The 16,982-nt window shown below is 63.7% G+C and carries 18 protein-coding genes and 1 pseudogene; 7 read left to right on the top strand and 12 right to left on the bottom strand.

Going from position 1 to position 16,982, the window contains the following annotated elements; all coding sequences use genetic code 11:
• Positions 1 to 85 precede the first annotated feature (85 nt).
• From BM167_RS11265 to BM167_RS11255, 3 genes are all read right to left on the bottom strand, one after another.
• Positions 86 to 880: a hypothetical protein gene (locus tag BM167_RS11265; protein WP_092892495.1), complete on the bottom strand. Its 795-nt coding sequence runs from the start codon at positions 878 to 880 to the stop codon at positions 86 to 88.
• A 105-nt stretch (positions 881 to 985) separates the two neighbouring features.
• Positions 986 to 1,840 (bottom strand): formate/nitrite transporter family protein, encoded by an 855-nt coding sequence (locus tag BM167_RS11260; RefSeq protein WP_092892493.1) that lies wholly within the window; start codon positions 1,838 to 1,840, stop codon positions 986 to 988.
• Between the two features lie 66 nt (positions 1,841 to 1,906).
• Positions 1,907 to 3,052 carry a sugar-transfer associated ATP-grasp domain-containing protein gene (locus BM167_RS11255; protein ID WP_177213339.1) on the bottom strand — a complete coding sequence of 382 codons (1,146 nt, stop codon included), beginning with the start codon at positions 3,050 to 3,052 and terminating at the stop codon, positions 1,907 to 1,909.
• A gap of 130 nt (positions 3,053 to 3,182) precedes the next feature.
• Between BM167_RS11255 and BM167_RS11250 the strand changes: the two genes are divergently transcribed.
• Entirely contained in the window at positions 3,183 to 4,001 is an 819-nt protein-coding gene (locus BM167_RS11250) for a GNAT family N-acetyltransferase (RefSeq protein WP_092892489.1), read from the top strand.
• A gap of 15 nt (positions 4,002 to 4,016) precedes the next feature.
• On the opposite strand, the gene BM167_RS11245 is transcribed toward BM167_RS11250, so the two are convergent.
• On the bottom strand, positions 4,017 to 4,847 hold the full coding sequence (locus BM167_RS11245) for an aldo/keto reductase (protein WP_092892487.1): 831 nt from the start codon (positions 4,845 to 4,847) through the stop codon (positions 4,017 to 4,019).
• Positions 4,848 to 5,007: 160 nt separating this feature from the next.
• Here BM167_RS11245 and BM167_RS11240 point away from each other — a divergent pair, with 160 nt between their 5' ends.
• Together BM167_RS11240 and BM167_RS11235 are read left to right on the top strand one after the other, a co-directional pair.
• Complete coding sequence (locus BM167_RS11240; RefSeq protein WP_092892485.1) at positions 5,008 to 5,445, top strand: hypothetical protein; 438 nt, start codon at positions 5,008 to 5,010, stop codon at positions 5,443 to 5,445.
• An 84-nt stretch (positions 5,446 to 5,529) separates the two neighbouring features.
• The gene (locus BM167_RS11235) at positions 5,530 to 5,772 is read left to right on the top strand and encodes a hypothetical protein (protein WP_092892483.1); all 243 of its coding nucleotides are present in this window, start codon (positions 5,530 to 5,532) and stop codon (positions 5,770 to 5,772) included.
• A 28-nt stretch (positions 5,773 to 5,800) separates the two neighbouring features.
• On the opposite strand, the gene BM167_RS11230 is transcribed toward BM167_RS11235, so the two are convergent.
• Positions 5,801 to 6,448, bottom strand: coding sequence for an ERCC4 domain-containing protein (locus BM167_RS11230; RefSeq protein ID WP_092892481.1), 648 nt, complete (start codon positions 6,446 to 6,448; stop codon positions 5,801 to 5,803).
• Positions 6,449 to 6,567: 119 nt separating this feature from the next.
• Between BM167_RS11230 and BM167_RS11225 the strand changes: the two genes are divergently transcribed.
• Entirely contained in the window at positions 6,568 to 7,113 is a 546-nt protein-coding gene (locus tag BM167_RS11225) for a hypothetical protein (RefSeq protein ID WP_092892479.1), read from the top strand.
• A 63-nt stretch (positions 7,114 to 7,176) separates the two neighbouring features.
• Here the strand turns inward: BM167_RS11225 and BM167_RS11220 are convergent, their stop codons facing one another.
• On the bottom strand, positions 7,177 to 7,419 hold the full coding sequence (locus BM167_RS11220) for a DUF7127 family protein (protein ID WP_092892478.1): 243 nt from the start codon (positions 7,417 to 7,419) through the stop codon (positions 7,177 to 7,179).
• A 165-nt stretch (positions 7,420 to 7,584) separates the two neighbouring features.
• Here BM167_RS11220 and BM167_RS11215 point away from each other — a divergent pair, with 165 nt between their 5' ends.
• Positions 7,585 to 8,361, top strand: a complete 777-nt coding sequence (locus tag BM167_RS11215; RefSeq protein ID WP_092892476.1) for a YihY/virulence factor BrkB family protein — start codon at positions 7,585 to 7,587, stop codon at positions 8,359 to 8,361.
• A 580-nt stretch (positions 8,362 to 8,941) separates the two neighbouring features.
• On the opposite strand, the gene BM167_RS11210 is transcribed toward BM167_RS11215, so the two are convergent.
• The 5 genes from BM167_RS11210 to BM167_RS11190 all read right to left on the bottom strand — a co-directional run bounded on the left by BM167_RS11210 (position 8,942) and on the right by BM167_RS11190 (position 14,401).
• Positions 8,942 to 10,306 carry a GntP family permease gene (locus BM167_RS11210; RefSeq protein WP_092892474.1) on the bottom strand — a complete coding sequence of 455 codons (1,365 nt, stop codon included), beginning with the start codon at positions 10,304 to 10,306 and terminating at the stop codon, positions 8,942 to 8,944.
• Positions 10,307 to 10,461: 155 nt separating this feature from the next.
• On the bottom strand, positions 10,462 to 11,151 hold the full coding sequence (locus tag BM167_RS11205; RefSeq protein WP_092892472.1) for a triose-phosphate isomerase: 690 nt from the start codon (positions 11,149 to 11,151) through the stop codon (positions 10,462 to 10,464).
• Complete coding sequence (locus BM167_RS11200) at positions 11,148 to 11,939, bottom strand: class I fructose-bisphosphate aldolase (protein WP_092893080.1); 792 nt, start codon at positions 11,937 to 11,939, stop codon at positions 11,148 to 11,150. The genes BM167_RS11205 and BM167_RS11200 overlap by 4 nt, the downstream gene beginning before the upstream one ends.
• Positions 11,940 to 12,088: 149 nt before the next feature.
• Complete coding sequence (locus BM167_RS11195) at positions 12,089 to 12,937, bottom strand: phosphogluconate dehydrogenase C-terminal domain-containing protein (protein WP_092892470.1); 849 nt, start codon at positions 12,935 to 12,937, stop codon at positions 12,089 to 12,091.
• Positions 12,938 to 13,000: 63 nt separating this feature from the next.
• Positions 13,001 to 14,401, bottom strand: coding sequence for a four-carbon acid sugar kinase family protein (locus tag BM167_RS11190; RefSeq protein WP_092892468.1), 1,401 nt, complete (start codon positions 14,399 to 14,401; stop codon positions 13,001 to 13,003).
• A 347-nt stretch (positions 14,402 to 14,748) separates the two neighbouring features.
• Between BM167_RS11190 and BM167_RS11185 the strand changes: the two genes are divergently transcribed.
• Both BM167_RS11185 and BM167_RS11180 read left to right on the top strand, forming a co-directional pair.
• Entirely contained in the window at positions 14,749 to 15,054 is a 306-nt protein-coding gene (locus BM167_RS11185) for an IclR family transcriptional regulator domain-containing protein (protein WP_092892466.1), read from the top strand.
• 117 nt (positions 15,055 to 15,171) lie between these two features.
• A pseudogene (locus BM167_RS11180) lies at positions 15,172 to 15,579 on the top strand (ADP-ribosylglycohydrolase family protein); the annotation flags it as partial.
• A 753-nt stretch (positions 15,580 to 16,332) separates the two neighbouring features.
• Here BM167_RS11180 and BM167_RS11175 read toward each other — a convergent pair.
• Complete coding sequence (locus BM167_RS11175) at positions 16,333 to 16,821, bottom strand: YciE/YciF ferroxidase family protein (protein WP_092893079.1); 489 nt, start codon at positions 16,819 to 16,821, stop codon at positions 16,333 to 16,335.
• Positions 16,822 to 16,982 lie beyond the last annotated feature (161 nt).

The raw sequence follows: 16,982 nt of genomic DNA, 5'->3' as shown, positions 1-16,982 counted from the left end.
CTCAATTTTCGCCCCGGTTCACCCCGAACGACGCTCCCGCGGGGCGTCGAACCGCCGCGGACGGCCGGCGACGACTACCTGCCGACTACTCCTCGGAGCGCTCTTCGCCCACGATTTCAGTCACCGCCTCGTCGTCGACGTTCATCTCGCCCGGGTCCGGAGACTCCGATTCGACGTCTTCGGCCGCCCGTTCGTTTATCTCCTCGTCGGTTCGCTCCTCTCCGGGGAGGTCGTCTTCGCCGTCTTCCTCGTCGGTCTCTGCTTCTTTCTCGCCGTCTTCGTCGTCCGTCTCTCCGATGTCCTCCTCAGTTTCGACCGTTTCCTCGTCGGCCTCGTCGTCGTCCGCCTCCGCTTCTTCGTCGTCGCTCGCTTCGTCGTCGCTCGCTTCGTCCTCGTCGTCCGTCCGTTCGGCCGTCACTTCGACTTCCGACTCGACTTCGATTTCGTTCTCTCCCTCTCGTTCGAGTTCGGTCTCCGCTTCGACTTCTACCTCCACGCCTTCGCCCGTCTCTATCTCTATCTCCGTCTCGACCTCCATCTCCTCTCGTTCTCGTTCGCTGTCGTCTCCCTCAGTTTCGTCGTCCGACCCCTCGGCGGAGACGACGCTCTTTGGGTCTTCTCGCGCTTCTTCGACCGTCTCGCGAACCTCGTCGGCGGACGGAGCCGACGCGCCGGACCCCGCGCGGCGGGTGGCGAAGTACGCCAACGCGGCCGCTCCGCCGCCGAGGAGCAGAACCTTACGCGGGAGTTGCGACGCGACCGACCGCACGGTCCGCGCCGCCTCCGACTGGCCTTCGCTGTCGTCTTCTATCGCCTCTTCCGCCGCCGCTTCGACCGTCTCTTCGACCGCGTCGTTCCGGAAGAATGCTCTCAGACTCATGACACACGTACTTGCCCTCCCGCGAGGAAGTGCGTTTGGGCCCCTCCGTCCTCGACGGGAGACGAACGGGCCGCCCGCGGCCGGCGCGTCCCGACGCGACGACTGTCAGTCCTCTTCCATGGCGTCCGAACCCGGTTCGATGGTGACGTCTTTCTCTTCGCCCGCGAGGGCGGCGTGACCGTAGTTGAGACCGGCGACGAACACGCCGCCGCCGAGGGTGTTACCGACCGTCGTCCAGAGCAGGAACGTTCCGAACTCGCCGAGGCCGACGCCGGTTCCGAGAAACATCGCTCCGAGAACTTCCGTCGTCCCCAAGATGGCGTGGTGGAACGGACCGAAGCCGATGGCGGCGGTGACGACGAGCGTGATGACGACTCGTCCGATGGTGTCGCGACTGGCGGCGACGAGCCACGTGACGAGACCCATCAACCATCCGGCGACGACTCCCGACAGGAGGATGACCCACCACGGGTGAGCCAAGAGCGTCCGCGCGAGACTGTCGAACGCCGACGGGGCGACGATTCCGAGTTGGGGTCCGAGAACGGCGATGAGACCGGCGAACACCGCACAGCCGGAGAGATTCGCGACGTACACTATCCCCCAGAGGCGTCCGAGTTCGCGGAGGGCGGTCCGTCCGTCGAGCACCGGCAACACGGCGAGCGTCGTGTGAGCGGTGTACAGTTCCGTCTGCCCGAGGATGACGAACAGAAACGCCACGGACGACGCCGACGCGAGGACGAACTGCTTTACGAGGTCCGACGGAAACTCCGTCGAGAACGTCAGTACCATCCCCATGAACAGAGCGCCGAAGCTGAGATTCATCCCCGCGGAGAGACCGGAGAGAAACAGCCCTTTGCTCGGCCTGCCGAGTTCCTTGAGCGCGTTCTCCATCTCCCGTTCGAGGATGTTGCTGTAGGAGAGCGACGCCCCGGACGGCCCTCCCTCGTCGTCAGTACTCATCTCCGAATCGTACACGACGACGGGTGAAGAGGTCCGTGGCTGTTCGCACCCGACGAACAGAGCGAGTCACGAGTCGCTCCGCGGCCACCGCTCGGAGTCCACGAACTCGTCGTAGAACTCGACCACCCGGTCGTCCGCCAACAGCGGTTCGTTCGCCTGTATCAGATCGACGTCGCACTGGTTGTTCCCCTCCAGTACCACGAACTCGCCCGAGTCGGTGACCAACAGGTCCCACCCGACGTACGGCATGTCGGGAAACGCCTCGGCGAGTTCGAGCACGGACGCCTCGATTCGGTCCCACCCCGGGACCGACCGCCCCTCGATGCGGGCGCCGGTGTCGGGGTGAGAGTCGAACCACCGTAGTTTACCGTCAAACGGGAACCGAGTCGCCCGACGCAGTTCGCCCCGCTCTCGGTCTATCTCGCAGGCGATACCGCCCCGCGACCAGTTGTCGACGCCGCCGGACCCCGCCGCGCCGAACCGGTGGACGACGGCGGCGACGAACGGGTCGTCGTCCCCGGGATGCATCGTCAGGACGCGAACCGTGTTCGGCGAGTTCGGATACACCTCCGCGGCGTACTCGGCCTGTTCGTTGAACTCCGTGACGAGATAGCCGCGGACCGACGCCACGACGGACCGCACCGCCGAGGCGGGAACGGTATCGCCGTTGACGAGGTAGCCGTCGCCGTCGCTCTCACAGATGTAGACGCCGCTTCCGCCCGCGCCCGTCGCGCCCTTCAAGACGAGTTTCTCGCCGCCGTCGAGGAGTTCGAGCACGTCGTCGGCGTCGATATCTTCGACGTTCTCCCGTCCGCCGCCTATCGCGCCGAACAGGTTCGGAAGCGCGTCTTCGAACCCCCGACTCCGCATCGCCGCGTAGAACTCGAACTTGTCGTCGAGGTACGTTCGCGTCCGACCGTTGATGTGGGCGGTGTACGCCATCTTCTCGTACTCCGAGACGTAGTCGCCGTAGTTCCGCCGTTCGTCGAAGCCGTAGAGGTAGTACGACGAGGAGAGAAAGCCGTGCCGGAGCATCCGGAGGCGGTTCCACGGGTCGAGCGGTACCGTCCGGCCTTTCGTCCACTCGAAGAGAAGGAGATCCAACCGGAACCGGTCTCGAAACGGGAGCGTCGACCTGACCGCCTCGTAGGCGAACGACCCGACTCCCTCCCTCCGGACGCGTTCTCTCGCGCGCCGCATTCGTTCGAGCATGCTCCCGTCTACAGACAGCCCACACATACGAGTTCTGCCGGATTCGTCTATTCTGATTTGGGGACCTGAACGTCCGGATTTCGTGAACTCCGCCCCCGCGCTTATCCCGATTGTGGACGAGGTGAGAAACATGGAACTCCGCGACCCGACCCCGGAGGACACAGACCGGATACGCCAGATGGTCGATAGTTCGATGACCACGTCGTACAGGCTGAGTCCGCAGCAAATAGATGCGGTGACCCAAGAGGAGTTCGGAGATGACGCTCTGCGGCGGACGTTCGACGACGAGGACGCCGTCGCCGTCGTCGCGGAGAACAGCATCGACGACGCGGACCCAACCGTCGCCGGCATCGTTCTCGGCAGCGTAGACGGCGACGTCGGCGAGGTTCGCTGGTTGTTCGTCGACCCCGAACACCGGGGCCTCGAAATCGGAACGGAGTTGTTCGAGGCGGCGATGGACGCGTTCCGAGAACGGGGCGTCGAGCGGATTCAGGCGACGGCGTTGGAGAAAAACACCGAGGGCGAGCAGTTCTTCGAGCATCTGGACCTCGAACGGACCGAGGAACGGACGGTCGAACTCGGCGACGAATCGTTCGTCGAGTACGTCTACACCGAACCCTCGGCGGCGACCGACAAGACCGACTCCGCGAAGACCGACGACGGCGACATCGACTTCCCCGACACCGAACTCGAAGACGGAGTCAGAACCGCGACGACCGAGGACGGACAGAACGTGTACGTCGACACCGACAGCGACGGCGCGTCCGGGACTCAAGCCCCCTTCTTCGTGACGTATCTCGACGAGGAGTGGGGCGAACGGTACGGCTACTACTGCGCCAACTGCGGGTCGCTGGACGTCCAGATGGACGACATGGAACGGTTGGAGTGCGGCGAGTGCGGCAACAGTCACGCTCCTGACTCCGAGGAGTACGACGACTCGTATCTCTGAGGCCGCGCGACGCCGTCAGCGCGGAATCCCGTACGTCTCGTCGTCGACGTCGATCATGTAGACGCGCTTTTCGGTGTCGATGTCGTCGATTCGCGCGGCGTCCTCGGCGTCGAGTTCCCACTCGCCCACCTCGAAGTTCGACCGGATGTGGTCGGGCGTCGAGGATTTGGGAATCGTGACGATACCTTTCTGAATCTGCCAGCGCAGGACGACCTGCGCCGGCGTTCTGTCGTACGCCTCGGCCACGTCGCGGACGACGGGGTCGTCGAGCACTTCAGTTCGGGCCAACGGGGCGGCCGCGGTGAGGACGATATCGTTGTCGTCGCAGTACTGCAGAAGGTCGTCTTGGTTGAGCCACGGGTGGAACTCAACCTGATTGACGGCGATGGGGACGTCCGCCACGCGCCGCGCGAACATCAGTTGGTACTTCGTGAAGTTGCTCACGCCGATGTTTTTGACCTTCCCCTCCTCGTGGAGGCGTTCGAGCGCCTGTATCGTCTCGCGCAGCGAGATGGTCGGGTTCGGCCAGTGTATCAAGTAGAGGTCGAGGTAGTCAGTCCCCAAGCGGTCGAGGCTGGCCTCGCAGGATTCGAGAACCGACTCGTAGTGGAGGTTCGAAGGGAGGACCTTCGAGGTCAGGAAGATGTCCTCGCGGTCGTACTCCGCGAGCACCTCGCCGATTTCGGCCTCGTTTTTGTACCCCTCGGCCGTGTCGACGTGGGCGTACCCCGCGTCGAGCGCCGTCCGGACGGACTCTTTGACAGTCTCTCCGCCGATGTCCCACGTCCCCGCGCCGACCTGCGGCATCTCGACGCCGCTTGGCAGGGTTCGAGTCGGAATGTTCATACGTCCTCTGCGTTCGGCGGAATCACTCATATGTCTGGTGACGAGGTACGTCGGTTGCTGGCTTTTGCGGGTCTCTGAGCGACGGGCGGGGTCGGGAACTCTCTCGAATCGTTACACGTCCGCCTCAGCACTTTTTCCGCTCCGGAGTGTGGAACGGTGTGTGCTCGACGTAACAGGCAACGCAGAGGACGCGTTAGTGTGGCTCGGACGAAGCGGAGTCGAGACGGGAGAGCGACGCGTCACCCTCCCGGACGCGGTGTTCGAGTTCGACGTACTCGACGCCGACGACCGGGTTTATTGGGCGGCCGACCCGGAGGTACCCGCCGCCTACGTCACGAACGAGGAGTCGCTCTTCGAGGAGGACGACGGCGTGCTCTTTGCGGGCGCGGGCGACGTGGAACCGGGGACGCGAGTGGAGATGCCCACGTTCCTCTTCGAGTCCGAGGACGGGACAGAAGAGACGGTCACCATCCTCGAACCGGGCGCTACGGCGCACTTCGTGACGAACCCGGAACTGACGAACGCGGGCGTCTGCATGGTCGCACCGGAGTCCGTCGTCCGAGAACTGTTCGACCTCCGACTCGGCGAACGCACGTGAGACCGGCGACGCGAGAACGGGCGGAAACCAGTTGAACGACCCGGCGGCGGTATTTTTGTCGTCGCTGGCGTCGTCGTCGCCGAGATGACGGTCGAACTCTCGAAAGGCGACCGCGAGAAGACGGTCGTGAGCGGAAACGAGCGCATCGGCGTGGTGACGGACGTTCGAGGCGGCCGGGCATACGTCGACCCCGAGTGGGACAACGTCGACGAGGGCCTCAGAGAGACACTCGACTGGACCGAAGACGACGACGCCCACACCGTCGAGGAGTCGGCGTTCGCGACGGCGCAGAACGACGAACTCCGCCTCCGCTCGGACCTGTTCTGACGCCCGGCGGTCGCCCCCGCGAGCGTCGTCACCCCCCGTCTCTGAACGCGGCGTATATCGCGTCCGCTCGTTTCGGACCGACGCCGTCGATTCGCATCAACTCCTCGGGCGACGCCGCGACGGCGTCCGCGACGGCGGGGTACGCCTCGTACAGTCGGCCCGCAGTGTCGGTTCCGACGCCGTCGATACAGCCGTACATCCGCTTCGCGGTCGGCGCGCCGAGCGTCGTCACGGACCCGTTCGGAAGCGCGGGCGTCGAGGGCTCTTCGACGTGTTTTCGGCCGAGTCGAACGGCCATATCGACGAGTCGGTCGAGGTCCGAACACGGGATGACCGGCGTTCCGAACCGCGCCGTTATCGACGCGGCCGACCCCCGGACCGCGGCCGCCGGAACCCCCTCGTCGCCGTCCGCCGGGAGTTCGGCCTCCAAGAGGAGATACGAGTGGGGGTGCGCCTCGCTCAGCCGACGCACTTGGTCGTAGAGGTCCGGCGCGCTCCGCCCCAGAAGCGTGCTCACGTAGTCCGAGAGCGTCTTTCGCTCGATTCCGACGTCTCCCACGACGACGTCTCCGGACGCGAGTCGGCGCGAGGCGACGGCGTCCACGTCGGCGTGCGCTCGGACCGCCTCCGCGACGGCGGGCGGTTCCCTGTCGTCGACGACGACTGAGAGTGACATCGAGAGGAGACGGTTGGCGGGCGACGACCAAGAGTCCGCTGCCGCCGACGTCCGCGCCCGCCTCGCAGTTCGCTCCTCCGCCCGAGAGACTAACTGACGCCGGTCCCGAACGCCGAGAGATGGTCAACGCGTTCTGGCTCGACCGCGACCCGGATACGGCGGTCACGTGGCTCGTGGACAAACACGTCACAAGCAGCGTCTTCGAGTGTTCGATGGTGCTGACGACCGCGGCGCAGTTAAACGGGGCCGCGGGCGAAGAGCTCTACTTCACGCACCAGCACCATCCGCTCACCCGGTGGGCCGCGGAGTCGCACGGCAACTGGCGGTATCTCAGGGAGTACACCGAGGCGGCGCACCGCGAGTGGCGGTACCGCTGGGACCACGACGAAGAGCGGAGACACGGCTGTTGGGCGACCGTCGAGACGCTCGACTCAGACACCGTCCGCGGCTTCGAGTGGCCGAGCGAAGCGACGAGCGACCCCCCGCGACTCACCGGGCGATGGGAGGCGGACGACTACGTCGACGCCTACAGATACTACTACGCGAACGAGAAGCGCCACCTGTTCGAGTGGTCGAAGGACCGCGAGGAACCCCCGTGGATAGACGAGTACATCGTCGCTCTCGGAGAGGACTCCGAACACCGCCGCGACGCGGAGGACGAGTGAACCGAGCCGGCGGTTCGGACGCCGGATACGTGGCCTCCGCCCCGCGGGCGCGCCGTCTCTCCGTTACTCCGTTATCAGGAGAATACCGTCGTTCGTCGTGACGTCGGTCGCTTCGGGCGGAATCTCGAACTCGTACTGGCTCTCGCCCGCGACGACGATGGCCGTCTCTCCGACGATATCGAGCGTCGCTTCGACGCCGGGGCCGAAGTCGATGGCGACGACGTTCTCGTCCTCGTACTCCCGGTGAGCGATGGTGATCTCCTCCCGTTCCGCCGCCGCAGAACGCAACTGTCGGGGTGCCTCCATGCGCACGAGATTGGGTCCGTCCGTCCCTAAGTGCTGTGCCCGCCGTTCGACGCTCGTCTTCCGGCCATTCCGGGGGCGAACGACGGTCTCACGTCGGGTTCGTCGCCTACGGCGTCGCACCCCGCGGCCACAACCGGGTTTACGACAGCGGTTCTGATGTTCCGTATGTCGACCGCCCGATCCGTCGTCGCTCTCGCACGGGACCGAAATATCACCTATCTGGCCGCGGGAATCGCCTACTACGCGTTCGTGTCGATAATCCCGATGATACTTCTGGCAGTCTCTATCGCGTCGTTCGTCGGGGGAGAGGCGTTTGCCACCCGCATCGCCGACATGCTCAGCCAGCAACTCTCCGATGCGGGGCAAGGCGCCGTGACGGAGACGCTGACCAACACCACCGGACGGGGTGCCGCGTCCGTAGTCGGGTTTCTCACGCTGACGTGGAGCGCGCTGAAACTCTTTCGCGGCCTCACGCAGGCGTTCGACAACGTGTACGCGAACGACCTCGACGTTTCCCTCCTCGAACAGGTCCGCGACGCCCTCGTCGTGACCCTCGGCATCGCTCTCGCCGTCGCACTCGTCGTCGGCGTCGGCGTCGCGCTCTCGGTTTTGAACCTGCAGATTCCGCTCGCCAACGTCCTCGGAACCGCCGTGTTGATACTCGCGTTGACGCTGGCGCTCCTCCCGATTTACTACGTTCTCCCGCCGGTCGACGTGACGGTCGGCGAGGTGTTGCCGGGGGCGGCCGTCGCCGCGGTCGGGTGGGTACTCCTGCAGATCGGCTTCCGAATCTACGCGTCCAACGCCGGTCGTTACGCGGCGTACGGGATAATCGGGGCCGTCCTTCTTTTCGTCACGTGGCTGTACTTCGCCAGCATCGTGGTACTGTTCGGCGCGGCGGTCAACGCCGTTCGCCGGGGAACGACGACGGAGACGTGGTAGTCACTCCGAACGTCGGTGACGTTCGCTCGGCGAACTCCGCGGCAATCTCGAACGCCGATTTCCCGGGTTCGGTGCGGTATTTGCCACCGAAACACAATTTGACATCCGGACAATAATCACGAATCCGCACGAGACCGAAAAATGTGGGGATAAACGAAAAATAACTCCACAGTCGGGTATTAGTGTGGCATAAATATCGCAAACTACAATTTATTTCTGATATATCTGGGGTAATAAAATAGAATAGAGGTTACAAATACTTGGGCTATGTTCTTTTATACCTGAGATAAAATATCTTTCTAACATAACCTGCTGTATTTATGATGGGGCGAAGCGCTACTCGTGCGCGTTTCAGCGTCGGTTCCGACGAACGGTGACCCGACGCCTCTGGAACGGACGGCTTCCGCTCGCTCGGCCGTCACGGTGACGGTTTCGACTGGGTACCGCCCTCCGATGTCTATTGGAGTCGGCGCGCTCCCGCGAGAGTCTCACGGGCCGGGCTCTCGGACGTGCGTCGTACCGGCGAGGGAGAATCCGACGAGTGCCGCGTCGGTTTCGCGGGGGAGGTCGCGCCTCTCCCTTACTGGAGGGGCATCAGCGTCGAGAGGACTAACACGACCGTTATCCCGGTCACGGACATCACCAAATTAACCGCGGAGAACGTCTTGAACGTCTCCGCTTGCGTGATTCCCGCGACTTCTTTGACGATCCACCAGCCGCTGTCGTTGTACCACGCAAACAGCATCCCGCCGGTGCCGACCGCCATCATCATGTAGACGGGATGGACGGAGAGCGGCCCCGTAAGCGGTGCCATGATAGACGCGCCGGTCAGGATTGCGACGGTGCCCGAACCCTGAGCGATTCGGATCAACCCGGCGATGAGCCATCCCGTCATGAGAAGCGGGATACCGACTTCGCTGAGGTTTCCTGCGATGTAGTCTCCGATTCCCGCGCTCTGGAGCATCGCACCGAACGCACCGCCGGCCGCCGTTATCGCGATGATGTTGCCACCGCTCTTCAGCGCCTCGGTCAGTTCGGATTCGAGTTCTCTCCTGGTCAGGTCCTTCATCCGGTAGAACGTCCACGACGATAGCAGAGCCGCCGCCGTGAGCGCGATGTTCGGGTCCCCGAAGAACGCGGTCACGGAGAGTATCGACGCGCCCTCAGAGAGGAGAACGCCCGCGATGGTGTTCGAGGCGATGAACACGACGGGGACCACGATGGGCAGCGTCGCTTCGACGATTCCGGGGAGTTCGTCTATCGGTTGGTCCGCGTTCTCTCTCACGCTCTCTGCGGTCGTTCCCATCGCGTCGCGGAGCGGAATATCCATCCGAGGGTCGATCCAACGGCCGTACACGACGCCGCCGACGAGAGTCGTCGGAATCGCGACCAACGCGCCGACGCCCATCGCGACTCCGAGGTCCACGTTGAGTTCGGCCGCCATCGCCAACGGACCGGGGGTCGGAGGGACCAACATGTGCGTCCCGAGCGCTCCGGCACTGAGAACCGAGATGTACACCGCGAACTTGTCGCCCGTTCGCGCCCGCATCGACCGACCGATAGGCGCGAGCAGGTAGAACACGTTGTCGAAGAACACCGGAATCGACAGGATGTAACTGCTCCCCAACAGCGCGTACTCGGAGTTCTCGTTCCCGGTGATGCCGAGGAACGCGCGGACGATTCGTTCGGCGGCACCGCTCTCCATCAGCGTCTTCCCGATGACGGCCGCCATCAGGATGGGGATACCGATTCCGACCAACACGTCCCCGAACGCCTCCGCCGTCGTGGTCGGTACTTCGGCGAACGGTACCTCCGGCGTCACGACACCGACGATGACCGTAGCGATGATGAGTCCGACGAACGCCGGGAGTTTCAACCACACCAACAGCAGGACCACTGCAAGCAACCCCACGACGAACGGGACCATCGGGTTAGATAGTACCATGCATACCGGGGTTCAACATAGAATATAATTAATTTAATGTTCTATGTTGTTACTTCCGATTCTACCCCCGATGACGATAGAGTCAACCGAGTATCGGAACTGTTCTCTCGGTAGCGGAAGTACGGCGGTCGAGAAGCGCCCCGTGACGCGGTTCGTCAGGCCTCCGCCAGTACCTCCGCGATCGCTCTGAGAGTCTCCTCGCGTTCCTCGACCGGCACGTCCGACGATATCCACGAGGCCGACCCGGTGGCGTCCGCCAGTTCCAACGCCGCCTCGACGTCCGCCACCGAGGAGATGCCGCCTCCCAGAAAGACGTTCGTCCGCGGGTTCCGTTCCGCGACCAACTCCGAGAACCGTTCGACCGCCTCGGGGTCGGTCTCGTTGAGAGACGTCGTCGTCCCGAGTAACTCCGGTTGCTCGAAGACGACCCAGTCTGGGTCCCACTCCAACACCGCCTTGCCGAACTCGTAGTTCTCGACGCAGACGACGGACGTGAGACCGACTTCGCGGCACCGGCGTATCTTCGTCTCTAACTCCGGAGCCGTCTCTCTGCGTTCGGGGTGGTTCATCATCACCCCCGTCGCGCCGGCCTCCCGGAGGGACTCGGCGAGGATGTGTCCGAGTCCCCGACCGGGTTCGTGCGGGGACATCCCTTGCGCCAGAATCGGGAGGTCGGTCTCCCGAGCGACGAGTCGGATATCCGCCGTCTGCGGTGAGAGGACGAAATCGACGCCGAACTCGTCTGCGACGCGCGCGGCCGTCTTCGCGAACTCGAGTCCGTCCTCTCCCCACGTATCAGGGTACAGTTTGTAGTTTATCTGGAAGAACGGTGGCTCGAAACTCATCTGTCGAAGCGAGCGAGCGATTCGTCGGGCGTCGCACCGTCGTGAACGATATCTTTGAGCGCTTCGACGACGCTCGCGGGGTCTTCGTGTTGCCAGACGTTGCGGCCGTATATCACACCGTCCGCGCCGGCGTCCACCGCGTCCGCGGTCATTTCGAGCACCGCGGATTCGGATTCGGCTAGCGGCCCTCCCGCGACGTACACGGGGGACGGCGCTCGGTCGACTATCGGGGCGAACGCGTCGGCGTCGCCGGGGTAGTACAGTTTCAGGATGTCCGGACCGAGTTCGGCCCCGATTCGCGCCGCTTCGCCGATCAGGTCCGCGTCGAGGTCGTCCTCGATTCGGGGGCCCCAAAGCGTGGGTTCGAGGACGACTTCGAGACCGTGGTGCCGCCCGTTCCGCGCGATACGGGCGGCGAACTCGAGGTTGTCGCCGAGAACGCCGGGATCGTTCCGTCCGTATATCAGACAGGCTTTCACCGCGTCCGCGCCGACCCGCGCCGCGTCTTCGAGGTCGAACACCTGTCTGTGAATCTCGTCGGACGCCTGTTCTCCGGGAATCGTCGAGTCGTGGATGATATCCACCGTCCCTATCGTGTACACCGAGGGGTGGTCGTCCAACAGGTCTCGGTGCTGTTCTAAGAACGGAACGCTCGCGAGAATTCCGTCCGGGCCGCCTTCGAGCACCGCCTCCAGCGTTCGGCGGCGGTCCTCGAACCCGTCGAAGACCCCCCAGTGAAGGCCGTGATCGAGTGCTACGACGACTGCACTGCCTAAACTACCCGTCATCGATTTCTCCGTGGACATCGTTTTGTGAACGTGGTATCGGTCGGTTCTTCGGGACCGGTCGGTCGCGGGGACTCGGCGTCTCGTCGCCGTTCGGAACCCCTCCGGCGCGTCGGTACGTTACTTCTGTGACGACTCTCCGAGGGGCGTCTCTAGTCATCGGCGACGATCTCCTCCGCACTCTGTGCGACGTTGTCTCGGGCGAATATCTCGTCTTCCCAGTCGTCGGTGAAGATGTCTTCTCTGGCCTGTTCTATCGCCGCTTGGGCGCCGTCGGAGAACGGGAAGTCGGTGAGTCCGAAGACGATACCGAACTCGATTCGGAAGTGACCGAACAGGAAGTCCCGGGCGGCCTCCTCCGGGACGCCCGCCTCGACGACGCGCCGGTATCCGTCGCGAATCGCGTACAGACACGACCCCAACAGGGATTCGACGAGGGCGGGTTCGAGCATCGCCATCTGTTCTGTCGTCACGCGGTGGGCGTCGCCGACGGGCGCGTAGATGTCGCGCGCTATCGCCTCGCCCCGTTCGTAATCGCTCTCCGGGCCGCGGTGGAGAGCGCAGACGATGTTCTGTTCGTCTCGCCCCTGTCCGCCGAACCAGTCCGTATCGTCGTCGGCCATCCCCGTGTCGGCGGTGAAAAATGAGGGATGACAGGGGTGCGCGACGAAGTAGGTCACGTCCTCGCGGTCGTAGAGCACGTCGGCGTGGGCGGCCGCCGGGTCGAGCAAGACGACCATCGTCCCCGCGTCGAGTTCGGGAACGACGTCCGCGGTTATCGACCCGATCAGTTCGTCCGGTACCGCGAGCAGTACGATGTCGGCGCCCGATACCGCCTCGTGTTCGGGTCGTGCGGAGAGTCCGCGCTCGGCCAGTCGTTCGCGCCCCGCTTTGCTCGGTTCGACGCAGCGGAGTTCGTACCGGTCGGCGTCTCGGAGTTGATCGGTTATCCGACAGCCCATCTTGCCGCCGGCTCCCATCAACGCGACTGTGGTTGCCATTGTCTTCCGAGGTACAGCTCCACACTGCGGCGGAATAGTATTTGTGGTCGGGTGTCCGCGGGGTCACCGGGCGGCCCCGCCCTCCATCACCGCGCCGAAGAAGTCCGCCTCGTCGCTCGTGGTCTGTACCTGCCCCCCTTTGAGCGCGATTTCCAGTCCGTCGAACGCCGTCTCGCGCGACGCCGCGCGGCAGAGCGGGCCCCCCGGGCCGACGCGGGAGAGAAACTTCAACGCGAAGATGTCGAGGTGCGGGGCGACGTGTCCGCTCGTGTCGCCGCCTGCGATACAGACTCTGTCGAGACCCGCCTCGGCGCATATCGTCCGCGTTATCTTCCCCTGTTGGTCGCCGAGTCTGTCGCCGATTCGGTCCGGAGTGACGCCCGCCGCCTCGGCGCGGGCCCTCGTTCGCTCGATGGCCGGGTCGTCGGGGCCGCGAGCGGAGTAGAGGAGCGGGCTCCGACCCGCGTTCAACGCCTCGAACGCCGCCCGAATCGCCTCCCCGCGGGCCTCGTCGGCTTTCTCGGGGTCGACGAGTCGTTCGGTATCGAGCCGTATCCCCTCGAACCCGCGTTCTACCGCCCACTCGATCTGCGCCTCGGTGACGGGCGACGCGCTCCCCGAGACGACGAGGATGCGGTCGACGGCGTCCGCTGGCGTCGGCGGTTCGGACGCGTCGACCACTCCGGCCGACCGCCAGTACTCCGTCAGCGCGTAGTCGAGACCCGACGACGAGGCCGAAAACAGCGGGGCCGCGTCCTCCCCTCGCGACTCGCAACGCTCCCAGACGAGACGACCGACCTTCCGTTGGTGGTCTCGGTTCAGACCGTCGAAGAAGACTATCTCGTCGCTTTCGACGACGTCGTCGAGGGCGGCGTCGAGGTCCGCGCCCTCCTCGCCGTCGATGCTCCGGATATCGAGCAACCCGATATCTCGGTCAGTCTGCTCGCCGAGGTGGTCTCTGAGGTCCGCTTCCGTCATCGGCGTGACCGGGTGTTCGCTCATCGTCGGGTGGCGGTCGATTCGGTACGTCTCGTCGCCGACCGTCGCGAAGAGAGTCCCGAACAGAACGTACCGACCGCGGGGTTCGAGCGACGGAGCGGAGACGACGACCGGAACGAACGGCGAGTCGAAGACCGATTGCCCGATGTCGATCGCTCGGCCGATGCTCCCGACGGTCGGTGAGGAGTCGAACGTAGAGCACACCTTGTACTGAACGAGTTCCGGGTCGAACTCGCCGAGTGCCTCGAAGACGGCGGGGAGCCGTTCGTCCATCTCGTCCGGCGTCATGCTTCGACTGGTTCCCGCGACGCCGATTGCCTCCACCTCTCCGAACCGTTCCACGTCGCTCCGGTCGGGAACGTCGAGAAAGAGGACGGTGTCGACGCCGTTGCGACTCAGCGATTCGAGCACGTCGGTCGACCCGGTGAAGTCGTCGCCGTAGAACGCCACCGTCGGTTCGCTCATCGGCTATCCCTCCCGAGGGATGCGTCGCGTGCTGTCTCCTCGGAGACGAACCGGTCTCCGCGCGTCGGTCGAATCATGCTACGTGATCTCACTGCGTCGAACGGACACATAAAACACACGTCCGCGGTTCCTCGGGACGGGCGCGTCGTCGATTCGGCCCGACGAAGCGGCGTTCGTTCGCGTTCGACGAGTTCCCTCTCCGTTCACTACTGTCGAACAGAGATGCGTCCCATCCGGAGACTTACCCCACCGCCTCGGTGTCCGCGGGGAACCGACGCCACAGAACCATCACCGGCGGTCGTCGCCGCGAACGGAGGTTTTTGTGGGATGGCTCCGAGTGGTGTGGTATGGACAGTCTTGACACGGTCAACGGCGGGAAGACGATCGGATCCTTGGAGACGATGTTCGATATCGTCGAACTCGTCGAGGGTGAAGTCGAGAAGTTGGCCCGGGAGGCGGAGACGACTGCTCTGTTCGCCGTCCACCGGCAGGGTCGGAGCGTCTTCGTCGCCCAGTCGTCGAGCGGACCCCTCGACGGAACGGAGTACTTCGGCAGGGAGCGATACCTCCACAACACGGCGTTCGGCAAGGTGTTGTTGGCGTGGGTACCGGCGGAGGCGGTCGTTACTATTATCGAACGCGACGCTCGATAGCGTCGTCGAAGTGATGCTAGAGCAGTCGTCCGACACCGTGTTCCGCGCGATGGACCTCTCGCTCGGACTCGCAGACGACAGCGACACCGTAGAGGAGTACGTCGAACGGTTCTACGACCGGTTCTCGACTGGCGGTGGCCCGCGGTCGAGTGGAACCGCGAGATGCACGCTCGAGGGAGAGTGTTCAGCGCGGACAGCATCGAGATTCTCCCGGCCGCCGTCGGCATCCTCGCCCTCTGTGGAGAGGACACCGACCGTTCTCTCGTCGAGGCGGCCAGTTTCGGACGAGACTGCGACACCGTCGCGTCGGTGGTCGGCAGTATCGCCGGGGCGCTTCACGGCGCGGACAGTCTCCGCGACGAGTGGGTCGAAGAGTGCGAGGCGGCGAACGCCGAGTTCTTCGACGACGTCCACGGCGGCGACCACGTAGACTTCGAGAGGGTCAGCAAGTGGTTGGTCGAGGCACTCGAAACCGAACGACAGAGCGCGCGCGAACGAGCCGAAACCCTCGATTCGCTTCTTTGAAATAATTACAGCGATAGTAGTGTAATGGCCACGACGGTCGTTCGCCGAACGCGGTCAGACGGTCGTCGATTTCTCCGGTCTGAGGTATCAGTTCGACGACCGTATCGCCTCTGTGGCGGACGCTCCGACTTCAGACGAGTTCGGCTGTGGTTGGGTACACATTACTAATTGCATAATCCTTTCTCTGCTACGAATGAGTGCTTTTCGACGTATATCCTATATATAGTCCAAAACTGGCCATATATGAAATATATTACAACTATCCGGTTCTTAAATCGAAAATAGAAGTATATACCGTGTATTTTGTATTGCTCTGATCCAGTACGCTCGTCGAATCCCTCGGCGATACTGTAGCACTCTCTATCTAAGGTATCGACAGTTCTACCGACGAATCAAGAGAGGTCAGATCAGGCATCTCGTTATAATTGGCTGGACCGGATCGAACTTTGATTCAATTATTTTTATCCACACCTGTCGTTCCCTCCTCTCCGCGAGTGACACCGTCGAGCCGTGGGCTCCGGCGACGTTTCGGACGATGTTGAGTCCGAACCCGGTGCCGTCCGCGTTCGTCGGCTGCTGATAACATGCCACGCGGATTCTGCTATCTACGCGACCGAGGGGCGAACGGCAGTACTCTCGCTTTGCCGGACGAACGGGTGTCAAAGGAGTCGCTGCTACCGGTAAGCGGAAAGAAACCGACCGTCGCCGCATCGGACTTCTCGCGCGGTCGGAAGAAAGAGAGTCGGCGGGGAATCAGTCGGCGACCTGCTCTTCGTCGAACTGTTCGCTCGCTTCGGTGACCTCTTCGAGCGCCTCCTCTTCCTCGCGGAGCGTCTCCGCGAGCATCTCTGCGGCGTCGTCGCGACCGGTCTTCTGAGCCAGCGAGGCGAGATTTCCGTAGGCGGCTATCTCGTAGTGTTCGGTCTTCTGTCCGATGCCCATGTTGTACCGGTCGAGCACGTCGCCGTCGTTCTCCTGCGCGAACTGCTCGTGTTCGTCGATGAGGGCTTTCACGACCTGCTCTTCTCTGGTCCGGGCTTCCTCCCCTATCTGCTCGAACACCTGCTCCAGTCGGTCCACCTGCTCTTGCGTCTCGTCGCGGTGCTCCGAGAACGCCTGACTGGCGGTCTCGTCGTCCGTCTGCTCCGCCAGCGTTTCGAGCGCGTCGACGAGTTGTTGTTCTGCGTAGTACAGTTCCTGAAGGCCTTCGACGAAGAGGTCGTCGATAGAGTCTGTGGTCATGATCGTTCCGTCTCTTCGTTGGCGTATCAGTTCCATCAACGACGTGGCTGTATGTGCAGGCCGCCGGATTCGGGTGGACTGTCGGCTGAGACACACTGTCTACGGTTCTCGACCGATGCCGACGCTCGCGGCTCTCGGTGCTACGGACGGTATCGGAGAGC

This window comes from Halopelagius inordinatus, assembly GCF_900113245.1.
Classification (GTDB): Archaea; Halobacteriota; Halobacteria; order Halobacteriales; family Haloferacaceae; genus Halopelagius; species Halopelagius inordinatus.
Note: the sequence above shows the minus strand (reverse complement) of the source record. Positions and strands in the feature narration are given on the sequence as shown.

What these genes read in the sequence shown, in the direction of transcription:
- BM167_RS11265 (WP_092892495.1), bottom strand. Translation starts at nt 880, where the DNA reads ATGAGTCTGAGAGCATTCTTCCGGAACGACGCGGTCGAAGAGACGGTC.
- BM167_RS11260 (WP_092892493.1), bottom strand. Translation starts at nt 1,840, where the DNA reads ATGAGTACTGACGACGAGGGAGGGCCGTCCGGGGCGTCGCTCTCCTAC.
- BM167_RS11255 (WP_177213339.1), bottom strand. Translation starts at nt 3,052, where the DNA reads ATGCTCGAACGAATGCGGCGCGCGAGAGAACGCGTCCGGAGGGAGGGA.
- BM167_RS11250 (WP_092892489.1), top strand. Translation starts at nt 3,183, where the DNA reads ATGGAACTCCGCGACCCGACCCCGGAGGACACAGACCGGATACGCCAG.
- BM167_RS11245 (WP_092892487.1), bottom strand. Translation starts at nt 4,847, where the DNA reads ATGAACATTCCGACTCGAACCCTGCCAAGCGGCGTCGAGATGCCGCAG.
- BM167_RS11235 (WP_092892483.1), top strand. Translation starts at nt 5,530, where the DNA reads ATGACGGTCGAACTCTCGAAAGGCGACCGCGAGAAGACGGTCGTGAGC.
- BM167_RS11230 (WP_092892481.1), bottom strand. Translation starts at nt 6,448, where the DNA reads ATGTCACTCTCAGTCGTCGTCGACGACAGGGAACCGCCCGCCGTCGCG.
- BM167_RS11225 (WP_092892479.1), top strand. Translation starts at nt 6,568, where the DNA reads ATGGTCAACGCGTTCTGGCTCGACCGCGACCCGGATACGGCGGTCACG.
- BM167_RS11220 (WP_092892478.1), bottom strand. Translation starts at nt 7,419, where the DNA reads ATGGAGGCACCCCGACAGTTGCGTTCTGCGGCGGCGGAACGGGAGGAG.
- BM167_RS11215 (WP_092892476.1), top strand. Translation starts at nt 7,585, where the DNA reads ATGTCGACCGCCCGATCCGTCGTCGCTCTCGCACGGGACCGAAATATC.
- BM167_RS11210 (WP_092892474.1), bottom strand. Translation starts at nt 10,306, where the DNA reads ATGGTACTATCTAACCCGATGGTCCCGTTCGTCGTGGGGTTGCTTGCA.
- BM167_RS11205 (WP_092892472.1), bottom strand. Translation starts at nt 11,151, where the DNA reads ATGAGTTTCGAGCCACCGTTCTTCCAGATAAACTACAAACTGTACCCT.
- BM167_RS11200 (WP_092893080.1), bottom strand. Translation starts at nt 11,939, where the DNA reads ATGACGGGTAGTTTAGGCAGTGCAGTCGTCGTAGCACTCGATCACGGC.
- BM167_RS11195 (WP_092892470.1), bottom strand. Translation starts at nt 12,937, where the DNA reads ATGGCAACCACAGTCGCGTTGATGGGAGCCGGCGGCAAGATGGGCTGT.
- BM167_RS11190 (WP_092892468.1), bottom strand. Translation starts at nt 14,401, where the DNA reads ATGAGCGAACCGACGGTGGCGTTCTACGGCGACGACTTCACCGGGTCG.
- BM167_RS11185 (WP_092892466.1), top strand. Translation starts at nt 14,749, where the DNA reads ATGGACAGTCTTGACACGGTCAACGGCGGGAAGACGATCGGATCCTTG.
- BM167_RS11175 (WP_092893079.1), bottom strand. Translation starts at nt 16,821, where the DNA reads ATGACCACAGACTCTATCGACGACCTCTTCGTCGAAGGCCTTCAGGAA.